Source organism: Erwinia sp. 1181_3 (assembly GCF_052824965.1).
This window is the reverse complement of record NZ_VTDE01000001.1, coordinates 920,088-941,593: the sequence shown is the minus strand read 5'-3', so window position 1 is coordinate 941,593 and position 21,506 is coordinate 920,088. Positions and strand designations below refer to the sequence as shown.

The 21,506-nt window shown below is 51.9% G+C and carries 20 protein-coding genes and 1 tRNA gene; 17 read left to right on the top strand and 4 right to left on the bottom strand.

Translation table 11 applies throughout. From position 1 onward, the window contains the following. Positions 1–259: 259 nt before the first annotated feature. The 6 genes from FY046_RS04190 (at position 260) to FY046_RS04165 (ending at position 9,699) form a co-directional block, all read left to right on the top strand. Positions 260–1,822: an ATP-dependent nuclease gene (locus FY046_RS04190; protein ID WP_446185781.1), complete on the top strand. Its 1,563-nt coding sequence runs from the start codon at positions 260–262 to the stop codon at positions 1,820–1,822. After that, entirely contained in the window at positions 1,807–2,829 is a 1,023-nt protein-coding gene (locus FY046_RS04185) for a DNA helicase UvrD (RefSeq protein WP_446185780.1), read from the top strand. The genes FY046_RS04190 and FY046_RS04185 overlap by 16 nt, the downstream gene beginning before the upstream one ends. Before the next feature lie 145 nt (positions 2,830–2,974). Then, positions 2,975–5,410, top strand: coding sequence for an EcoAI/FtnUII family type I restriction enzme subunit R (gene hsdR / locus FY046_RS04180; RefSeq protein WP_446185779.1), 2,436 nt, complete (start codon positions 2,975–2,977; stop codon positions 5,408–5,410). Between the two features lie 71 nt (positions 5,411–5,481). Continuing rightward, the gene (locus FY046_RS04175) at positions 5,482–6,954 is read left to right on the top strand and encodes an N-6 DNA methylase (RefSeq protein WP_446185778.1); all 1,473 of its coding nucleotides are present in this window, start codon (positions 5,482–5,484) and stop codon (positions 6,952–6,954) included. Next, positions 6,954–8,585, top strand: coding sequence for a restriction endonuclease subunit S (locus FY046_RS04170; RefSeq protein WP_446185777.1), 1,632 nt, complete (start codon positions 6,954–6,956; stop codon positions 8,583–8,585). The genes FY046_RS04175 and FY046_RS04170 overlap by 1 nt, the downstream gene beginning before the upstream one ends. Before the next feature lie 10 nt (positions 8,586–8,595). Beyond that, positions 8,596–9,699, top strand: a complete 1,104-nt coding sequence (locus tag FY046_RS04165) for a nuclease (RefSeq protein WP_446185776.1) — start codon at positions 8,596–8,598, stop codon at positions 9,697–9,699. A gap of 113 nt (positions 9,700–9,812) precedes the next feature. On the opposite strand, the gene FY046_RS04160 is transcribed toward FY046_RS04165, so the two are convergent. The 3 genes from FY046_RS04160 to FY046_RS04150 all read right to left on the bottom strand — a co-directional run bounded on the left by FY046_RS04160 (position 9,813) and on the right by FY046_RS04150 (position 11,322). Further along, entirely contained in the window at positions 9,813–10,118 is a 306-nt protein-coding gene (locus tag FY046_RS04160) for a hypothetical protein (protein ID WP_446185775.1), read from the bottom strand. A gap of 138 nt (positions 10,119–10,256) precedes the next feature. Next, positions 10,257–10,331: transfer RNA gene (locus FY046_RS04155), tRNA-Arg, on the bottom strand. Positions 10,332–10,401: 70 nt separating this feature from the next. Next, positions 10,402–11,322 carry a formate/nitrite transporter family protein gene (locus FY046_RS04150; RefSeq protein ID WP_133841299.1) on the bottom strand — a complete coding sequence of 307 codons (921 nt, stop codon included), beginning with the start codon at positions 11,320–11,322 and terminating at the stop codon, positions 10,402–10,404. Between the two features lie 245 nt (positions 11,323–11,567). On the opposite strand from FY046_RS04150, the gene ccmA reads away from it, so the two are divergent. From ccmA to mlaA, 10 genes are all read left to right on the top strand, one after another. Continuing rightward, positions 11,568–12,182: a cytochrome c biogenesis heme-transporting ATPase CcmA gene (gene ccmA, locus FY046_RS04145; RefSeq protein WP_212813117.1), complete on the top strand. Its 615-nt coding sequence runs from the start codon at positions 11,568–11,570 to the stop codon at positions 12,180–12,182. Continuing rightward, complete coding sequence (gene ccmB, locus FY046_RS04140; protein ID WP_446185774.1) at positions 12,182–12,841, top strand: heme exporter protein CcmB; 660 nt, start codon at positions 12,182–12,184, stop codon at positions 12,839–12,841. The genes ccmA and ccmB overlap by 1 nt, the downstream gene beginning before the upstream one ends. 80 nt (positions 12,842–12,921) lie before the next feature. Further along, complete coding sequence (locus FY046_RS04135) at positions 12,922–13,665, top strand: heme ABC transporter permease (RefSeq protein ID WP_133842107.1); 744 nt, start codon at positions 12,922–12,924, stop codon at positions 13,663–13,665. Then, positions 13,662–13,892 (top strand): heme exporter protein CcmD, encoded by a 231-nt coding sequence (gene ccmD, locus FY046_RS04130; protein ID WP_446185773.1) that lies wholly within the window; start codon positions 13,662–13,664, stop codon positions 13,890–13,892. The genes FY046_RS04135 and ccmD overlap by 4 nt, the downstream gene beginning before the upstream one ends. Next, the gene (gene ccmE, locus FY046_RS04125) at positions 13,889–14,371 is read left to right on the top strand and encodes a cytochrome c maturation protein CcmE (RefSeq protein ID WP_133841303.1); all 483 of its coding nucleotides are present in this window, start codon (positions 13,889–13,891) and stop codon (positions 14,369–14,371) included. The genes ccmD and ccmE overlap by 4 nt, the downstream gene beginning before the upstream one ends. Continuing rightward, on the top strand, positions 14,368–16,323 hold the full coding sequence (locus FY046_RS04120; RefSeq protein ID WP_133841304.1) for a heme lyase CcmF/NrfE family subunit: 1,956 nt from the start codon (positions 14,368–14,370) through the stop codon (positions 16,321–16,323). Before ccmE ends, FY046_RS04120 begins: the two co-directional genes overlap by 4 nt. Beyond that, positions 16,320–16,877, top strand: coding sequence for a DsbE family thiol:disulfide interchange protein (locus FY046_RS04115; RefSeq protein WP_133841305.1), 558 nt, complete (start codon positions 16,320–16,322; stop codon positions 16,875–16,877). The genes FY046_RS04120 and FY046_RS04115 overlap by 4 nt, the downstream gene beginning before the upstream one ends. Next, positions 16,874–17,335, top strand: a complete 462-nt coding sequence (locus FY046_RS04110) for a cytochrome c-type biogenesis protein (RefSeq protein WP_133841306.1) — start codon at positions 16,874–16,876, stop codon at positions 17,333–17,335. Before FY046_RS04115 ends, FY046_RS04110 begins: the two co-directional genes overlap by 4 nt. Continuing rightward, positions 17,332–18,537 (top strand): c-type cytochrome biogenesis protein CcmI, encoded by a 1,206-nt coding sequence (ccmI, locus tag FY046_RS04105; protein WP_133841307.1) that lies wholly within the window; start codon positions 17,332–17,334, stop codon positions 18,535–18,537. Before FY046_RS04110 ends, ccmI begins: the two co-directional genes overlap by 4 nt. Before the next feature lie 35 nt (positions 18,538–18,572). Then, positions 18,573–19,334, top strand: a complete 762-nt coding sequence (mlaA, locus tag FY046_RS04100) for a phospholipid-binding lipoprotein MlaA (protein WP_212813115.1) — start codon at positions 18,573–18,575, stop codon at positions 19,332–19,334. Positions 19,335–19,390: 56 nt separating this feature from the next. Here mlaA and fadL read toward each other — a convergent pair whose 3' ends face one another. Continuing rightward, a complete protein-coding gene (gene fadL / locus FY046_RS04095) occupies positions 19,391–20,728 on the bottom strand; it encodes a long-chain fatty acid transporter FadL (protein WP_133841309.1) in 1,338 nt (445 codons plus the stop codon). A gap of 377 nt (positions 20,729–21,105) precedes the next feature. Between fadL and FY046_RS04090 the strand changes: the two genes are divergently transcribed. Further along, the gene (locus FY046_RS04090) at positions 21,106–21,402 is read left to right on the top strand and encodes a YfcZ/YiiS family protein (RefSeq protein WP_133841310.1); all 297 of its coding nucleotides are present in this window, start codon (positions 21,106–21,108) and stop codon (positions 21,400–21,402) included. The last annotated feature ends 104 nt before the right edge of the window (positions 21,403–21,506 follow it).

The window sequence follows — 21,506 nt, the reverse complement described above, 5'->3', positions numbered from 1 at the left end:
AGTCCACTGACCCGGGCCTTTCGCATGTCGATCTCCTCGGGGCAACGTTATCAGTATGCAGGACGACCTCTAAAAGTGAATAGTGCGTTTTAGCGGGATACTTACAAACTGACCATATATTTTGGATACAGCTCTCAAAAAACAAGAAAATCACTGGTAAGATCATGTTTCGGTGAGGTTTTTATCTTGATAATTGAAGTTTACAAAATTTCACTTTGTTAGAGTTAATGTTAGATCGCTCATCAATAGGGACTTTAGCATGCCTGTAATTACTCGGTTGATACTGCAAAATTTTAAAAAGTTTGCGCGCCTGGACCTGTTTTTCAATGCTGATCGAAACATATTCATCGGTGATAATGAATCGGGTAAAAGTAGTATCTTACTAGCTCTTGATTTGGTTTTGAGTGACAGTAGACATCGTGTTGAAACTCTGGGCGTTGAATCCCTTATTTCACAATCTGCGGTGGAGAATTTTCTGGCGGGTGAACGTCGGGCCGATCTGCTACCAGTACTTATCGCTGACGTCTTTCTTCATCAAGGTAACAATCCAGATCTCAATGGCCGACAGAATCTGGCTGGCATAGATGCCGATGGCCTCAGAATGCGAATTGCACCGATGCTTGACGAATATGGCGAGGACATTCGACAAGTTTTGCAGCAGGATCCGACAAATTTCCCCTTCGAATACTATGCGGTTAAATTCACAACTTTTTCTGGAAGCCATTTTGCGAGCTTCAGGCGCTACCTGCGGCATCTACTTCTTGAAAACGCACGTATCGATAGTGATTATGCTGCACTGGACTATACTCGCACAGTTTATGGTGTGAATGTGCCTGTCGCGGAACGGTACCGCCTTGAAAACAGTTATCGTCAACAGAAAAACCTCTTCTGTAACCAGCAATTGTCCGCTGTTAACAGCACGTTGGAAGATTATCAGTTTGGTATCCGTTCGGGAGCTAAATCGGGACTCGAAGCTAACCTGGATATTACTGAAGGTGGGATCTCTATCCGTAATAGGGGTAAAGGTCGGCAATGCTTTATCAAAACGGAGTTTGCCCTACGAAGGCATCAGCAACAGGGTGAGCTTCATTCATTATTGCTTGAGGAGCCGGAAAACCATCTTAGTCACGTGAGTATGAAAAAACTGGTTAATCAGCTTGCCGCTGAGCAACAGAAACAACTTTTCATCGCAACACATAGCAGCCATATTTCATCCCGTCTTGATCTGCGTAAAGCAATCCTCTTTGGCGAATCACGACCCGTTTCATTAAATGAGCTTTCAGATGAAACGGCAGCTTTCTTTATGAAGGCACCAGATAATAATGTTCTTGAATTTGCTCTGGCGAGACGAGTATTACTGGTAGAAGGTGATGCCGAATATATCCTAATCGAATCTTTTTACCGTCAGCTCTTCAATACCGCCCCTGAGGATGATGGTGTTCATATTATCGCTATTGGCGGTACTAGTTTCCGCCGTTATCTTGAACTGGCACTTTTACTGGGGAATCGCGTAGCTGCTTTACGAGACAACGATGGCAACTACCAACAGAATTGCTCCGGACGTTATGCTGATATTATCTGCGAACACATCAATGTTTTCGCCGATCACAACGATGAGCGATCAACGTTTGAAATCTGTCTGTATCAGGACAATATGGCGTTTTGTGAGCTGCTGTTTGGGGAAGGCCGACGAACATTGACAGTGGAAGACTATATGCTGGCCAATAAGGCAGAAGCTGCATTTAAGCTGTTACAACATGATGGAGAAGAACTCTGCGTTCCTGACTACATTCAGGAGGCTCTGGCATGGCTAAGAGGGTGATTTTTGCCGTTGCTGGCTCAGGTAAAACCACACTACTGATAGACAGACTCACGGTAAACAGTCGTACACTAATTCTGACGCATACCATCAATAACGAGACACATCTGCGATCCAAGATCATAAGTTTGTTTGGGTTTATGCCTGAAGGGATTCGTGTCATGACTTGGTTTGAATTTCTTCACAGTTTCTGTTTCCGCCCCTTTCTCCAGGAACATTTGGCTTCTCGTGGCCTGAGTTTTTCCCAACCGCTATTGAGGATTCCACGAACTAATCGACTGCATTATCAGGACAATAGTGGCCGCATATATCATCGGCGGCTGGCACAATTATTAATGGCTAGAGGTATGTTGCCGGATATATGCAATCGTCTTGAGCGATACTACGACGAACTATTAGTCGATGAAGTACAGGACTTTGCTGGAAATGATTTTAATTTCTTATTAGCGCTTTGCGAGGCAGAAATGTCGGTCCTTTTTGCCGGTGATTTCTACCAGCATACCTTTGATACAAGCAGGGATGGCAATGTTAATTCCACGCTTCATGACGATATTAACCGATATGAAGCCCGCTTCACTGCTGCTGGAGTGATGGTGGATCGTGATACACTCAGTAGAACGTGGCGTTGCTCAAGCACAGTATGTGAATTCATTACTGAGAGGCTTAATATACGCATTGATGCACATGACTTACGTGAAACATCAATTGATATAGTAACCGAGACTGAGCATGTAGCCGCCTTACATGCAGACGATTCTGTCATTAAGCTTTTCTATAGTGAACACCATCGTTATGGTTGTTACTCTCTAAATTGGGGAGCCAGTAAAGGACTGGATCATTTTCAGGACATATGCATTGTGATGGGTGCTACGCACTGGCGTCTTCTAAATAGATCGAATCTACAAACACTTCCATCTTCGTCGCGCAATAAGCTTTATGTAGCTTGCTCCCGGGCTCGGGGAAACATTTATTTCGTTTCTGAAGCGAACTTCAGAAATTACAAAAGATGAAAAAACCATGGTAGCTAAGTGGCAGAAATTGTTCTGCCAAATAAGGACTAGGATACTAGCTGCCACAAACTTCGTTTTAAGTCATTACCTGAAACACAAATCTGTGTAAAATCAGAGCTAACCCAATATCGTGGAGTGCTCTGCTATGGCTGGCGTCAACAAAACTCATCTCACTGAAACGGACATCATCACCCAATTTATCCTTCCTGCGGTTAAAGATGCGGGCTGGGACGTTATGTCGCAGATCCGTCAGGAGGTGAAACTCCGCGATGGCAAGATTGTGGTGCGCGGTAAACTGGCCTCACGTATCAAAGTAAAATCTGCCGATATCGTGCTGTATCATAAGCCGAACTTACCGTTGGCCGTGATTGAAGCCAAGGCCAACAAGCACCCGATTAACAAGGGAATGCAGCAGGGGCTGGATTATGCCAGCCTGCTTGATGTGCCCTTTGTGTTCGCCACCAACGGTGACGGTTTTATCTTCCATGATAAAACCAACCCACAGCAACTCGAATCCGAAATTGCCCTCAGTGATTTCCCTGGGCCTGAACAGCTCTGGCAGAAATACTGTCTCTGGAAAGGGTTTACTCAGGAACAGCTGCCCGTCATCAGCCAGGATTATTACGATGACAGCAGCGGAAAATCTCCGCGTTACTATCAGATGCAGGCGATCAACCGCACCGTTGATGCCGTTTCGGCGGGTAATAACCGCATCCTGCTGGTGATGGCAACCGGAACAGGTAAAACCTATACCGCGTTCCAGATCATCTGGCGGCTGTGGAAAGCGAAAAACAAAAAACGCATTCTGTTCCTTGCCGACCGAAATGTTCTGGTCGATCAGGCTAAACGTAACGACTTTCAGCCTTTTGGCCCGGCGATGATGAAAGTCAGCGGGCGGACCATCGATCCGGCTTACGAGGTGCATCTGGCGCTGTATCAGGCGATAACTGGGCAGGAAGAGCATCAAAAAGCCTATAAGCAGGTTGCCCCGGACTTCTTTGACCTGATTGTGATTGACGAATGCCACCGTGGCAGCGCATCTGAGGATTCAGCCTGGCGGGAAATCCTGGAATACTTCGGCAATGCGACCCAGATTGGCCTGACGGCAACCCCAAAAGAGACCGAAGACGTTTCGAATATCGACTACTTTGGTGAGCCGGTTTACACCTACTCGCTAAAAGAGGGGATTGAAGACGGATTCCTCGCTCCTTACAAAGTGGTACGTGTCGATATCGACGTTGACTTGCAGGGGTGGCGGCCCGTTAAAGGCCAGTTGGATAAATACGGGGAAGAGATTGAAGACCGTATCTACAACCTGAAAGATTTTGACCGCACGCTGGTTATTGATGAACGCACTATGCTGGTGGCCCAGACCATCACCGATTACCTGAAACGTACCAATCCGATGGATAAAACCATCGTTTTCTGTAACGACATTGATCACGCCGATCGCATGCGCCATGCTCTGGTGGTGCTCAACCCGGACCAGGTACTGAAGAACGAAAAGTACGTGATGAAAATTACCGGCGACGACGAGCTGGGTAAGGCGCAATTAGAAAACTTTACCAATCCCAAAAAAGATTATCCGGTTATCGCAACCACTTCCGAATTGATGACCACGGGGGTTGATGCCCAGACCTGCAAACTGGTGGTGCTGGATCAAAATATTCAGTCGATGACCAAGTTCAAACAGATCATCGGGCGCGGCACACGTATCAACGAGAAGCATGGCAAGCTGTGGTTCACCATTCTCGACTTCAAAAAAGCGACGGAGTTATTTGCGGACGAACGCTTCGACGGCATACCGGAAAAAGTGTTGGTTGTGAAGCCCGATGATATTTCAGATACAGATTCTGACTTCAATGAGCGGCTCGATGGGGAAGATAGCACCGGTGATAACATCGCCAGTGAAGCACGGGAAGACGGGGCCGAATATCAGGTTAATCGTGACAAGTTCGCGGGCAACGGTGAATTCCATCACGATGACGAACACAAGGTCCGCAAATTCCATGTGAATGGAGTGGCCGTGAAAGTGCTGGCGAAGCGTGTTCAGTATTACGATTCAGATGGCAAACTGGTCACCGAATCCTTCCAGGATTACACTCGCAAAACGATGCTCAAAGACAGCGAATTCGCCTCTCTGGATGGCTTCGTGCGTAAATGGCAGCAAGCGCCACGTAAACAGGTCATCATCGAAGAGCTGGAACAACTGGGTATTCTTTGGGATGTGCTGGCGGAAGAAGTCGGTAAAGATCTCGATCCGTTTGATCTGCTCTGCCATGTGGTGTACGGTCAGCCGCCGTTTACGCGCCAGGAACGCGCCGCCAACGTGCGTAAACGTAATTACTTCACCAAATACGCAGAGCCAGCGCAGCAGGTGCTCAACACATTGCTAGATAAATATGCTGATGATGGGGTTCAGGAAATCGAAGATTTTCAGGTGCTTAAACTGAAACCGTTCGATGCGCTGGGCCGTCCGCTGGAAATCATTAACACTCGCTTTGGTGGCAAGCAAGCCTATGCTCAGGCGATAGGTGAGCTGGAGAACGCAATCTACCAGTTACCGCCGCGCTCAGCCTGATAACGTATCAATCTATTGCCACTGGCCGCCTTTGCGACCGGTGGCATCCTTTTTTAGTATGGAAGAAAAACATGTCGATTAGCTCAGTCATAAAATCCCTTCAGGACATCATGCGCAAAGACGCAGGCGTGGATGGCGATGCCCAGCGCCTGGGGCAACTTTCCTGGCTGCTGTTTCTGAAGATTTTTGACACCCAGGAAGAGGAGCTGGAACTGGAGCAGGATGATTACCGCCTGCCTGTGCCGGAACGTTATTTATGGCGCACCTGGGCGGCAAACAGTGAGGGCATCACGGGTGATGCCTTGCTGGATTTTGTGAACGACGATCTGTTCCCTAAGCTGAAAAACCTCACTGCGCCTATCGATCAAAACCCGCGTGGCTTTGTGGTAAAGCAGGCGTTTAGCGATGCCTACAACTACATGAAAAACGGTACGCTGCTGCGCCAGGTGATCAACAAGCTTAATGAAATCGACTTCAGCAGCAGCCAGGAACGCCATCTTTTTGGCGATATCTACGAGCAGATCCTGCGTGACCTGCAAAGCGCCGGTAATGCGGGCGAGTTCTATACCCCGCGTGCCGTAACGCGTTTTATGGTGGATCGTATTGACCCAAAACTGGGCGAATCCATTATGGACCCGGCCTGTGGTACGGGCGGCTTCCTCGCCTGTTCGTTCGACCATGTGAAAGACAATTACGTTAAAACCACCGAAGACCACAAAACGTTGCAAAAGCAAATCTTCGGCGTAGAGAAAAAACAGCTCCCGCATCTGCTGTGCACCACCAATATGCTGCTGCACGGCATTGAAGTGCCGGTGCAAATCCGCCATGACAACACGCTGAACAAACCGCTTTCCTCATGGGATGAGCAGCTGGATGTGATCGTCACCAACCCGCCGTTTGGCGGTACTGAAGAAGACGGCATCGAGAAGAACTTCCCGGCGGAAATGCAGACCCGCGAAACCGCCGATCTGTTCCTGCAACTGATCGTTGAAGTGCTTGCCGATAAAGGCCGCGCCGCTGTGGTACTGCCGGACGGCACTTTGTTTGGTGAAGGTGTAAAAACCAAAATCAAAAAGATGCTGACCGAAGAGTGTAACCTGCACACTATCGTGCGCCTGCCGAACGGCGTGTTTAACCCGTACACCGGCATTAAAACCAATATCCTGTTCTTCACCAAAGGCAAGCCAACGAAAGAGGTGTGGTTCTACGAGCATCCGTACCCGGCGGGCGTGAAGAACTACAGCAAAACCAGACCGATGAAGTTTGAAGAGTTCCAGACTGAAATCGACTGGTGGGGCAGTGAAGCCGATGGCTTTGCCAGCCGCGAGGAGAGCAATCAGGCATGGAAAGTCAGCATCGGCGACATCATCGCTCGCAACTTTAACCTTGATATTAAAAACCCATACCAGGGTGAAACCATCAGCCACGACCCGGATGAGCTGCTGGCGCAGTATCAGACGCAGCAGGCGGAAATCAGCGCACTGCGTGGCCAGCTACGTGACATCCTCGGTGCCGCGCTGGCGGGCAACAAGGGGGCGAACTGATGAGCGTTGATAAGCTGATCACCGACCATATCGATATCTGGTCTTCCGCGCTGCAAACCCGCTCGACTGCCGGGCGCGGCAGTCGAGGTAAAATCGATCTGTACGGCATTAAGAAGCTGCGCGAACTGATTCTGGAACTGGCGGTACGCGGCAAACTGGTGCCGCAGGACCCAAATGATGAACCGGCGTCAGAGTTGTTAAAGCGTATTGCTGCTGAGAAAGTGGACCTGGTAAAGCAGGGCAAAATTAAAAAGCAGAAGCAGCTACCGGAGATTAGCGAGGATGAGAAGCCGTTTGAACTGCCGGAGGGGTGGGAGTGGTGCCGATTGCCAGATATCAGTAATTATCAAGTCGGCAAAACTCCTCCGTCAAAAGATAATAGTTATTGGGATATTAATGGAACAGGTATCCCATGGGTAAGTATCGCTGATCTTAATCATAATGGTTATGTATCATCAACGGCTAAAATGGTTACTGATAAAGCCAAAAACATATCTTTTAGTTATCCCCCAGTTAAGGCTGGGACTATTTTGATGAGTTTTAAACTTACTGTAGGGAAGGTTTCGATACTTGAAATTGATGCTTTTCATAACGAAGCTATTATTTCAATAAATCACCATCTAGGAATTGAAAAGAAATATTTATTTAGTGTGCTTCCTTTGATATCGAAACTAGGTAGAACTAAGCAAGCAATTATGGGAAACACTCTGAACTCAGAGTCATTATCTATGTTGCTTTTGCCAATACCCTCTCAGCAAGAGCAAATTAGGATAATTTCAAAGTATGAGGAGCTTATGTCCCTCTGCGATCAACTAGAGCAGCAATCTCTGACCAGTCTGGATGCACATCAGCAACTGGTAGAAACCCTGCTGGCAACGCTCACCAATAGCCAAGATGCCGAAGAACTCGCCGAAAACTGGGCGAGAATTAGCCAGCACTTCGACACACTGTTTACCACCGAGGCGAGTATCGATGCGCTTAGGAAAACCATTCTGCAATTGGCTGTAATGGGGCTGTTAATCGAAAGTGCCGAGTTTAGTCAGAGAAGTCATTTAAAAAAACATCTGTCGTTCGGGCCTAGGAATGGTCTATCTCCTAGTGAAGTAAAATATGAGACGGATGTTAAAGTTTTAAAGTTAGGGGCGACATCCTATGGTTATTTGAAGCTGCAGGAAACTAAGTATGTTGATGTTGATACAAGCGATAAATTGCATTTATTCCTAAGGAAAGGTGATATTTTAATTCAACGGGGAAATTCATCTAATTTTGTAGGTTGCAGTTTGTTGATTGAAAAAGATTTTGATAATTTAATTTATCCAGATTTAATGATGAAAATTAGAACAAAAGATGAGTTATTTCCTGAATATGCTGCTTTGTGGTTATCCTCTCCATTTTCTAGGAATTACATGTGGTCAAAAATGACTGGAACATCAGGTACAATGCCTAAAATAAGCAAGAAAGTAGTTGAAGACGTACCTATAGCTGTCCCTCCGTTGGCAATTCAGCATCAACTGGTGGTTAAAATTAAAGAGTTCTTTTTTCTTTGTGACTCTCTCAAATCTCGCCTCCAACTCGCCCAACAAACCCAACTCCACCTTGCGGATGCCCTCACCGACGCAGCATTAAGCTAAGGAACAGATAATGCCGGTTCATCATGCTATCTGGCGGGTGGGGGAGAATCCTCAGCCGCTAACTATCAGCAAGCTCTCCAGTGAAAAACTGCTGCAGAAGATGATTATCCAAGATCCGGCCATACTGTCCGATCAGTGGATGATTATCGGTGAGGAGGTCAATACGTTCGACAGCGGGCGTATCGACTTGCTGGCAATTGCACCAGATGCCTCGTTGATCCTGATTGAACTTAAGCGCGATCGCACGCCGCGTGAAGTGGTGGCGCAAGCGCTGGATTACGCCTCTTGGGTCGATGATTTAACCGCCGATCGCCTGTCGCAGATTTATGAAAAATTCTCCCGTGGCGGTAATCTGGCTGATGCATTTAAGCAACGCTTTAATGCTGAACTGGAAGATGAATCTATTAACCAAACGCATCAAATCATCATTGTTGCGGCGGAGTTGGACTCGTCCACCGAGCGCATTGTTGCCTATCTCAGCAAACATAAGCTTCCCATAAATGTGCTTTTCTTTAGGGTTTTTCAACATGGCGAAGAACAGTTTTTAAGCCGCACGTGGCTTATTGATCCGAGCGAAACCCAAACCAACGCAGCGCAAGCGACTGTGGACGCTATTACGGGTGCAAAAGAACCTTGGTTCGGTGAGTTTTACGTCTCATTTGGTGACCCGAAAAGCCGCGTCTGGGAAGAAGCTCGCCGCTACGGGTTTATCAGCGCCGGAGGCGGAAGCTGGTATAGCCAAACGTTAAAGCAGCTGCAGCCGGGCAATCGCGTATGGGTAAAAATCCCGGCAACGGGTTACGTTGGGGTCGGCATTGTGCAGAGCGCCGTTGAGCCTGCCAGCAGCTTCACAATCAAGACTGAAGACGGTGAAAAGCTGGCGATGGATGTGCTTAAATTTGGCGACGGGTATCGTGACAACGCGGACGATCCTGACAAGTCAGAGTATTTCGTTCCGGTGAAATGGCTGGAAACCCGCAGTGAACAAGAAGCGGTGAACGAGGTTGGCTTCTTCGGCAACCAGAACACGGTCTGCAAACCCACTGCGCCAAAATGGCGTCACACCGTCGAGAAATTAAAGACCTATTTTAAAAACTGGGATATTCAAGCGTAAAATTCCAGGCTGACAAGAGACCTGCAAAGGTCTCTTGTCATTGTTTGACCGGATCGGATTTTATCGGGACGAGCAAAGCAGAAACATGAAAATTTTAATCCTGCCAAAAATCATCAAAATTCTAAATCTCTCTCATATAATGAAAAAAATAAGCATGCCACTACGGTCATGATCCCTGTTGCCCATCTCCATTTTCTCGATTTTTCAAAGTAAAAAAAGGTCATCTGTGATATCAAGATCAAAAACAGAATAACACCAGAAAGAACCTTTCCATTATTACTGTTGTTAATCAATGATCCTTGATAGATCATTGGGTCCATATCATAGATAACATCATATTTATCCACCGTGGATAAATAAATGGCCATCATGCCCAGCAGGTAAAAAAGAATAAATACAAACCTGATAAATTTATTCATGTAAATATAATCCTATAGCCAAACCAGCCTGTTGCGGAGCGCGGATGCAACAAACCATTATGAACGGGTCATTTAGATGGATCTTGAGTTTAAAAGGGTTTTTGCGAACTACTGCTTAGGGCGACCAGGACAGGAAAATGGTGTCCCCTGCAGGAATCGAACCTGCAACTAGCCCTTAGGAGGGGCTCGTTATATCCATTTAACTAAGGGGACAGCGGCGCGCAGTATAGCCTGTTTCGCGCCGCAGATTAACCACTTACCCGCCTGACTGCGCGTTTTACCATCAATCCGGCTGATTTTCTGCCTCTTTCTTCTCTTTGCGCTTCGCCTCAGCTGCGGCTTTCGCTTTGGCTTTGTTGCTCATGTCGTTACGGATCTGTGCATGGCTGATCAGGGCAAAGATAAAGGTGCCGCCAATGATGTTGCCGGCAAGGGTTGGCAGCGCAAACGGCCAGATAAACTGCTGCCACGGCAGGTCGCCGCTGAACACCAGATAGAAGATCTCCACCGATCCCACCACGATATGCGCCAGGTCACCCAATGCCACCAGCCACGTCATCAGGATGATCACCCAAATCTTAGCGGCGCCCGCAGACGGGAACATCCACACCATGGTGGCAATGATCCAGCCGGAAACCACCGCGTTGGCAAACATCTCCATCGGGCTGTTCTCCATCACTTTCTGGCTGATGCTGACAAACGCCCCGCGTACGGCGTCGTCGAAAATGGGCAGATGGTTAAAGGCCAGCGCGGCCAGCGCAGTGCCAATCAGGTTACCGCCCAGCACTAACCCCCACAGGCGCATCAGCAACAGAAAATTCCCGCCGTTCGGTTTATGCATCACGGGCAGCACGGCAGTGACGGTGTTCTCGGTAAACAGCTGCTGCCGCGCCATAATCACGATAATAAAGCCGAAGGTGTAGCCGAGGTTCTCCAGCAGAAACCCGCCGGGAACATCCTGCAGATTGACGTGGAAGATGCCTTTTGCCATCAGTGAGGCCCCCATCGACAGCCCGGCCGCTATAGCAGAAAACAGCAGGGCGAGGGCATCACGCTCCAGCTCTTTCTCCCCCTCCTGGCGGATCTGCTCGTGTACGGCGGCAGCCTGCGAGGGCAGGGCTTCTTCATCCACCTCAATCTCTTTGCCCTGTTCGCTTTCTTCACTCTCAACCTGATTATCATTATCGTTTTGTGTGTTTTTCATCTTTCCCCCAGAGAATAGCGTTCCCTCTTAAGCGTAGCGGGTATTATCCGACGCGATGAAATGTAACCTGCATTAATAAGAAGAGTAACAAAGCTTTAACCCAGGCGTGAAACCGTGCAAAAAAGCGCCATAGCCCGGTTTTTCAGGGGGGGAAGACGTGCCTTATGCCGCCTGGTCAGCGTAGGCAGACACACAGTTTGTGGTACTATCCTGCATCAAATTTAACAATGTGCGATTTTCCTCCCATGCTGGCAGCCCAAAATCTGACATGTGTTCGCGATGAGCGGACGCTGTTTAGCGATCTCAGTTTTACCGTGAAGGCCGGCGATATTGTGCAGGTGGAAGGGGAAAATGGTGCAGGAAAAACCTCGTTGCTGCGTATTCTGGCCGGGCTCAGCCGGGCAGAGCAGGGCGACGTGCTCTGGCAGCAGCGCAGCATTCAGCAGGAGCGTGAAAACTATCACGCCAGCCTGCTTTACCTCGGCCATCTGCCGGGGATCAAAGCGGTATTAACCCCATTTGAAAATCTCAGCTTCTGGCACGCGGAGCGTTCGCCGGAGGAACTCTGGCAGGCGCTGGAGCAGGTTGACCTTACCGGCTATGAAGACGTTGCGGTGTCCCAGCTCTCCGCCGGGCAGCAGCGGCGCGTGGCGCTGGCGCGTCTGTGGCTGTCAGCGGCACCGCTGTGGATACTGGATGAACCCCTGACCGCCATTGATAAATCGGGTGTGGACCAGCTGATAGCCAGGCTGGTGCTTCATGCCGATCGGGGCGGGGCGGTGATCCTCACCACGCACCAGGAACTGCCTGCGACCGTGCGTCATCTCAGCCGCATTCGGCTGACGGATGGGATGGCCTGATGTTCTGGCGCGTATTGCAGCGTGAACTGCGCATCGCTTTTCGTAGCGGGTCAGAAATTATCAACCCGCTGTGGTTCTTTCTGATTGTTGTCACGCTGTTTCCCTTAGGCATCGGGCCGGAGCCGCAGCTGCTGGCGCGCATTGCACCTGGCATTGTCTGGGTCGCGGCGCTGCTCTCCTCGCTGCTGGCACTGGAGCGGCTGTTCCGTGATGATTTTCTCGATGGTTCGCTTGAGCAGCTTCTGCTGTTGCCCACGCCGCTGCCGTTGACGGTGCTGGGCAAAGTGGCCGCACACTGGATCGTTACCGGGCTGCCGCTGCTGCTGCTGTCACCGCTGGTCGCCTTGTTGCTGTCGCTGGATTTTGCCAGCTGGCGCGCGGTGGCGCTGACTTTGCTGCTGGGCACGCCGACGCTCAGTTTCCTCGGCGCGATTGGTGTCGGGCTGACGGTGGGGCTGCGTCGTGGGGGCGTATTACTGAGTTTACTGGTGTTGCCGCTGGCGGTGCCGGTACTGATTTTTGCCAGTGCAGCCATCGATGCTGCGGGCCAGGGGCTGCCGATTGACGGCTATCTGGCCATTCTGGGTGCCCTGCTGGCAGGGAGTGCCACGCTGGCACCTTTTGCCACGGCGGCTGCATTATGGGTGAGCGTTCACTAACCGGCGAAAAGACCGGGAGTACGCCGTTTTAGCGCGAACTTACGCCAGACGAATGATCTTTAATTGTGAGCAAAAACATCATGTGGAAATGGATACATCAACTGGGCAAGCCCGATCGGTTGTACCGATTATGCGGACGCCTGGTGCCGTGGTTTGCGATCCCGGGCGTGGCTGCGCTGCTGCTGGGCTGGGCGTGGGGGTTCGGTTATGCTCCGCCAGCATCTGAGCAGGGTGACGGTTTCCGCATCATCTATATCCACGTACCGATGGCCATGTGGTCGATGGGCATCTATGCCGCGATGGCGTGCGCCGCCTTTATCGGGCTGGTGTGGCAGTGGAAAACAGCTGACCTTGCCATGATGGCCATGGCCCCAATCGGTGCGGTGTTTACCTTTATTACGCTGGTTACCGGCTCCGCCTGGGGCCGACCGATGTGGGGCACCTGGTGGATGTGGGATGCTCGTCTGACGTCCGAACTGGTGCTTTTGTTCCTTTATATGGGCGCCATTGCGCTGTATCACGCCTATGATGACCGCCGCATGGCCGGGCGCGCCGCGGGGATTGTGATCCTCGTTGGTGTGATTAACCTGCCGATTATTCATTACTCCGTAAAGTGGTGGAATACCCTGCATCAGGGCTCGTCCGGGGTACTGTTACAGGCCGTTGACCCGACTATGCGGGCACCGCTGTACTGGTCAATCCTGGGCGTGTGGCTGGTGTTTATTACCCTGACGCTGATGCGCCTGCGTAACCTGCTGCTGCATACCGAGCGCCATCGCCCGTGGGTCGCGGAGCTGGCCGTCAAGGGAGGGCATCACCGATGACACCTGCTTTCTCTTCCTGGCATGATTTCTTTGCCATGGGCCGTTACGGCTTCTATGTCTGGCTGGCCGTGAGCTGCACCCTGATCCCGCTGGTTACGCTGTTGATACATACGCTGTGGCAACGCCGCCGTCTGCTGGCTGACATCCGTCAGCGCCATGCCCGTGAGCAGCGTATTCGCGCAGCAAAAATGAAAAAAGCCGCCACCGCGGAAGGAGAACGATCGTGAATCCCCGTCGTAAAAGTCGCCTGATTCTGGTGATGTTGATATTAATCGGGCTGGGGCTGGCAACGGCGCTGGTGATGTACGCGCTGCGTTCCAATATTGACCTGTTTTACACGCCTGGCGAAGTGATCAACGGCAAAGGCGCTCAGCAGATTAAGCCGGAGCCGGGCCAGCGTCTGCGCGTGGGCGGCATGGTGATGCCGGGCAGCGTTAAACGCGATCCGAACACCTTGCAGGTCTCGTTTAAACTCTACGATGCGGTGGGCGTGATTAGCGTCAGCTATGAGGGCATTCTGCCGGATCTGTTCCGCGAAGGGCAGGGCGTGGTGGCGCAGGGCGTGTTGCAGGATGGCACCCACGTGCAGGCCAAAGAAGTGCTGGCCAAACATGATGAAAAATACACGCCACCCGAAATTGAAGATGCGATGAAGAACAATCACCGCTCCCCGGCGGCAGTCAGCGCGAGCCGAGGCCAGTCATGATGCCTGAAATCGGCAGTTTCCTGCTGTGCCTGGCGCTGGCGTTTTCGCTGCTGCTGAGTGTTTATCCGTTATGGGGGGCCGCGCGTCAGGATGCTCGTCTGATGGGGCTGGCGCGTCCGCTGACTTACGGGCTGTTTACCTGCATTGCCGGGGCCTTCTTGATCCTCGTTCATGCCTTTGTGGTGAACGATTTCAGCGTGGCCTACGTGGCGACCAACTCCAATACCTTATTGCCGGTTTACTACCGCATTGCCGCCACCTGGGGGGCGCACGAAGGCTCGCTGCTGCTGTGGGTGCTGTTGCTCAGCGGCTGGACGCTGGCGGTGGCGCTGCTCAGTCGCGCCATGCCGGCGGATGCCATTGCCCGGGTGCTGGCGGTAATGGGGATGATCAACCTCGGGTTCCTGCTGTTTATCACCCTGACGTCGAACCCGTTCACCCGCACATTGCCGGACTTCCCGATAGAGGGCAGCGATCTCAACCCGATGTTGCAGGATATCGGGCTGATCTTCCATCCGCCACTGCTGTATATGGGCTATGTCGGTTTCTCCGTCGCTTTCGCGTTTGCCATTGCCTCGCTGATGGCCGGGCGGCTGGATACCGCCTGGGCGCGCTGGTCGCGGCCCTGGACTACGGCGGCCTGGGTGTTTCTCACCATCGGGATTGTGCTTGGCTCGGCCTGGGCTTATTACGAGCTGGGCTGGGGCGGCTGGTGGTTCTGGGACCCGGTCGAAAATGCCTCCTTTATGCCGTGGCTGGCCGGGACCGCGCTGATCCACTCACTGGCCGTGACGGAAAAACGTGGCACCTTTAAAGCCTGGACGGTGCTGCTGGCAATCACCGCCTTCTCCCTCAGTCTGCTGGGCACCTTCCTGGTGCGCTCCGGGGTGCTGGTATCGGTCCACTCGTTTGCCTCCGATCCGGCGCGCGGCATGTTTATCCTCGCGTTCCTGATTATCGTCATTGGCGGTTCGCTGCTGCTGTATGCCATCAAAGGCGGTAAGGTACGCAGCCGGGTGCAGAATGAGGCCTGGTCGCGCGAATCCTTCCTGCTGGGGAACAATGTGCTGCTGATTGCCGCGATGCTGGTGGTGCTGCTGGGTACGCTGCTGCCGCTGATACATAAACAGCTCGGGCTGGGCACCATCTCCATCGGTGAACCTTTCTTTAATACGCTGTTTACCTGGCTGATGGCTCCGCTGGCGTTGCTGATGGGCATCGGCCCGCTGGTGCGCTGGCGTCGTGATGAGCCACAGAAACTGTGGAAGCGTCTGGGGCTGGCGCTGGTCGTCACGCTGCTGCTGTCGATTGTTCTGCCGTGGCTGATGCACGATCGCATTGAGGCGATGACGGTGGTCGGCCTGCTGATGGCGGTGTGGGTGATTATCCTGACGCTGATGGAACTGCATGAGCGCGCCACGCATCGCCATGATTTCTTCGCTGGCCTGCGTCATCTGTCGCGCAGTCACTGGGGCATGGTGCTCGGCCATCTGGGTGTTGCCGTGACGGTGATCGGCATCGCCTTCAGCCAGAACTACAGCGTGGAACGTGATGTGCGGATGAAAGAGGGCGATAGCGTGAGCGTTGCCGGGTATCAGTTCACATTGCGCGGTGTGGTGCGTCTGGTCGGGCCGAACTATTCCGGTAGCACAGGTGTGATTGACGTCACCCGCAACGGGAAACATGAAGCGACCTTGCAGGCGGAAAAACGTTTTTACAGTGCGGCACGCACCATGATGACCGAAGCGGCCATCGACGGCGGCTTCACGCGCGATCTCTATGCGGCGCTGGGCGAAGAGCTGGAGGGTAAATCCTGGGCTGTACGCCTCTATTACAAACCTTTTGTCCGCTGGATCTGGTTTGGTGGTGTCTTTATGGCGCTCGGTGGGGTGCTGTGCCTGCTGGACCCGCGCTACCGTTCGCGTCGTAAAGCACAAAAGGAGCTGGCATGAACAAGAAAATTCTTTATCTCCCTCTGGTGCTGTTTTTGCTGCTGGCGGCGGCGCTGCTGTGGCAGTTGAGCCGAAACGCCAACGGCGATGACCCGACGCGGCTGGAATCGGCGATGGTCGGTAAGCCGGTCCCGGTCTTCAAACTGGAGTCACTGGACCAGCCGGGTAAAACCTTCGATCAGTCGGTGCTGAATGACGGCAAGCCGATCCTGCTGAATGTCTGGGCCACCTGGTGCCCGACCTGCCGGGCGGAACATCAGTATCTGAATACGCTGGCTGCAAAAGGCGTTCGCGTTGTGGGGATGAACTATAAAGACGATCGTCAGAAAGCGATCACCTGGCTTAATACGCTCGGCAACCCTTATGCCCTGAGCCTGTACGACGGTGACGGAATGCTCGGGCTGGATCTGGGTGTGTACGGTGCGCCGGAGACGTTTCTGATCGATGGCCACGGTATTATCCGCTATCGCCACGCCGGTGATATGAACGACCGCGTATGGAACGAGGAAGTGAAACCCCTGTGGGAAAAATACAGCCAGGAGGCCGGATCGTGAAAGCTTATCTGATGCTGCTGGCGCTGGTGCTGTTCAGCGCGGGTGTGCAGGCTGACAACATCGACACCTACTCTTTTGCCACCGTGGATCAGGAGCAGCAATATCGCCAGCTTACGGCCTCGCTGCGCTGCCCGAAGTGCCAGAACAACAGTATTGCCGACTCCAATGCCATGATTGCCGGTGATATGCGGCTGAAGGTTTACCAGCTGTTGCAGGCAGGGCAAACGCCGGAGCAGGTGAAAGCGTATATGGTGGCGCGCTACGGCAATTTTGTTTCTTATCAACCGCCGGTGACGCCGTCGACGCTGATCCTCTGGGCGGGTCCGGCGCTGTTTGTGATTATCGGCACGCTGGTGATTATTCTGCGCAGCCGCAGGCGTGCTGAGCACGTCGCGCTGGATGCGGAACAGCAGCAGCGGCTTGATACCCTGTTAAACCATGACGAGAAGCAGCCATGAGCACACTGTTCTTAACCATCCTGTTGCTGCTGGTCGCCGCCTGTGCGCTATTTTTACTGGCAGGTGTACGCAACAAGCGGGGAAGCACCGCCGATCGCGATCGGCTTAATCAGGCTTTCTATCATCAGCGCCTGCGTGAGCTGGAAGAGGATGAAGGGCAGGGTGTGGTGGCAGAACGTCCCGAGATGGTGCGCGAGTTGCAGGAAACGCTGCTACTGGATATTCCCCAGACCCCTTCTCAAACATCCCGTCAGGTCAGCCGTTGGGCACTGCTGCCGGGCGTGGTGATCCTGCTGCTGGTGAGTCTCGGCTTCTACGTTAAAACCGGAGGGCTGCAACAGGTCCTGGCCTGGCAGCAGGTGAAAAACGAGCTGCCTGCGCTGCGTGCACAGGTGATGGATCCGCAGGCGCGGCCGCTGAGTATGGAACAGCTGGCACGTCTGGCTCTGGGGGTTCGCAGCGAGTTGCAGCGCACGCCGGATGATGTTGAAAACTGGAAGATGCTCGGCCGGCTGGGTATGGTGCTTAACAATGCCAGCATGGCCAGCCAGGCTTTTCGTCATGCCTTGCAGCTGGCACCGACCGACATTGATGTTCGCCTGAGCTATGCTGAAGTACAGACCCGCTCGAACGATCCGCAGGATAATCGTGAGGCGCTCATGATGCTGGAAGCCATGGCCGTGCAGTATCCTACAAATGAGCAGGTGCTGGGGCTGTTAGCCTTTAACGCGTACAACCAGCAAGACTATGCGCAGGCGGTCACGACCTGGCAGAAAATGCTGTCGTTGTTACCGGAAAATGACGGACGCCGGGTGATGATCCAGCGCAGTATCCAGCAGGCAGACAGCGCTTCCGGCAAAGAAAAAAGCCACCTGGCGTTAACCATCAGTTTGTCACCTGAGGCAGAAAAAATGTTACCCGCGAACGGAGTGTTGTATATTTCCGTGTCTGACGGCGTTTCTCAGGTTCCTGTAGCCGTGAAAAAGAGTCCGTTGAGCCATTTTCCTTTATCGATCACGCTGGATGACAGCAATGCTATGATGCCGGATCGGTTGTTATCCTCGCAGCATCAGGTGCAGGTTCGCGTGCGAATATCGCGCGATGGCAGCGCTTACCGTTCACCTGGTGACTGGTTCGGGCTGACTGAAGTACTGCCTTTTGCCGGTCAGCAGCAGATTGCCGTGGAAATTAACCGGCAGTAGTGGACGATAATTTATAACAGTACAGGGAGAAAACGATGAACTATCGCCTGACGGGCTTAGTGCTGGCTAGCGTACTGATGGTGGGATGTGCCACTTCTGAGACGGCGAATGAGCCGCAGGGCCATGCCGACCCTCTGGAAAGCTTCAACCGTTCTATGTTCGACTTTAACTACAATGTGCTGGATCCGTATGTTCTGCGCCCGGTTGCGGTGGTCTGGCGTGATTATCTGCCGCAGCCTGCACGTAACGGGCTGGGCAACTTTTTCAGTAACCTGGAAGAACCCTCTTCAATGGTGAACTATTTCATTGAGGGTAATCCGTATAAGGCGATGGTGCACTTCAACCGTTTCTTCCTGAATACGCTGTTGGGTATGGGCGGTCTGATTGATGTGGCCTCCATGGCTAACCCGAAACTGGCGAAAGAAGAGACCCGTGCTTTCGGTAGTACGCTGGGGCATTACGGCGTGGGATATGGCACGTATGTCGAAGTCCCTGGCTACGGGGGTTTTACGCCGCGTGAAGATATTGGCGGGCTGGTCGATGATGTTTATCCGCCGCTGCTCTGGCTGACCTGGTGGATGTCTGCGGGTAAATGGGCACTGGAAGGGATTGAAACCCGTGCACAGCTGCTCGACTCCGATGCTATTTTGAGAAATTCTAACGATCCTTACGCATTTATGCGTGCGGCTTATTTCCAGCATCATGATTTCCTTGCCAGCGATGGAAAATTAATTCCGCAGGAAAATCCAAACGCCGCCGCAATTAAGGGTGATTTGGGCGATATTGATTCGCAGTAAATAATAAAAACCCCACGGAAGTGGGGTTTTTTATTCGCGTTGATAAAGCGCAGTGATCAGAACTTATAGTTAAAGCTCGCACCGTACAACCAGGCTTTACCGCTGGAAGTAAAGGTATAAGGTGTCGCCTGGCCACCATTTTGGGCGGTGGCAACCGGATCATTCCCTTCTTTAACCGTGACTTTTTGTCCGTGCATATAAGAAATACCGACATCCACTGACGCATCTTTATTAAAGGCGTAAGAGGTACCCGCGCTCAGCCATAAACGGTCCTGGTCAGGAATAGAGATGGAACGCTTATCCGAAGGAACCGGGCTGTCATCGAAGGCAATACCGGTGCGGAAGGTCCAGTTATCATCGTAGAAGTAACTGGTACCCAGCGCGATGCGGTAGGCATCGTGGAAGCTTTCATCTTTAACGAACAGGTCCTGACCATTGCTGCCGGTCGCTCTCAGCTCCTGGAACTGGCTCCAGCTGGTATACGCCAGGCTGTAGTGAACGGCCCACTGTGGTGCAACTTTGTGGTATCCGGAGACTTCCCACATTTCAGGCAGGTGCAGTGACAGGGAGCCTGAAACCGTATTACCACCAGTACCGGACGGCAGACCAAATTGACCGCCGATCGGGTTGTAGGCCACCGGAATATCACTGCTGTAGTCACCGTCAAAGTCGATTTTCACTTCTGAACGGTAGCTCAGGCCAAAGCGGTTCTTATCATCCACTTCATAAAGAATACCGGCGTTCCAGCCGTAACCCCATTCATCGCCTTTCAGATGAGCAATCTGGGTATCAGCCGGTGCGGCAGGTAAACCTGCGGCGGGCAGGAAAGCGCCCAGCTCACCAATATTACGTTCGATTTTCGCTTTCGCATAAACGGCATTGACGCCGACACCCATGCTGAAGTGCTGGTTAAGACGATAGGCGGTGCTGAGGTTAAGGTTCATGGTTAACAGATCGGTGGTGCCCGCAAAAGGACCGCCGGCATATCCATCGTTAAACTCGGTGGCGAGACCATAATTACTGGTTGCTGAGGCGCCAATCCACCACTGATCGTTCAGCGGCTGGACGTAGTGAATATTTGGTACCCACTGCGTCGGTGCAATATTATCGGCATTCAGACTATTACCTGCACCAGACTGTCCCTGAATATTCACATCGGGATCGATAAATACCGCGCCAATGGAAAACATAGGGCGATCCATTAATGCCATTGTGGCCGGGTTACGACTGGCCGATGCTGCGGTATCACCCATTGCGCCTTCGCCGGAATAAGCGCGGCCAAGACCAATGGTGGAAAATTCGTTCAGTTGAAAGCCAGCCGATAAAGCATTTGAAGAAACAAGCGCCACTGCTGCTGCGAGTGCAGACTTAGCAAACAGGTTTTTATGGTTCATAACCACAACCTCATTATCTGATTTTTATTTAAGCTCTGTTACGTAACGTAACAAGGGATCGCGGATTCTAGGGACTGACAGACAACCAACAAATCAGACCAGTGGGCCAAGTATAGGTCCGACCTGTGTCTATGTTGCAATATTGTTTTTCAAATATTTCTAAAATGATGCTGAAAAAGCGATCTGGCTTGCAAAAAACTTACAATCAATTTTTTGATGATTTAGTGTGACTTGTTTCGGATCAAATAATAGTGTGATTTTCATCACTTAACGCGCTCTTTTCCCCGGATGGCTGGAGCGAAAACAGGCGCAGGCGTAGACTTATACTTATCTAAATTAACCTGCCGCCAGATACCGGGTGGTATGCCGGAGGATGTATGACTGAAGCTATTAACCGCTGTAACGCCAGTGAAACCGCTGCGTGTTGCTGTGTCGATGTCGGGACAGTAATGGATAACACGGACTGTACCGCCAGCTACAGCCAGGAATTTGAACGTCGTGAACAGGCTGAAGCGATGCTGCGTACGCTGACGGATAAAGCGCGTGCCGTTGAGTCAGAACCTTGCCTGATCGAAAGCCGCTTCAGCGAAACCCCGGCCGGTGTCACGCTGGACTGTGAGTTTACTTTTAGCTGCCAGGCGGAAACGATGATTTTCCAGCTGGGCCTGCGCTAATCTCCCGGTGGAGGGTGCCCGCCCTCCACCAGAATCGTGTGTGTTCTCGCATTTTTTCCCTTCTGCCGTAGCGCCCGTCATTAATCTGGTTAACACTGATCAGG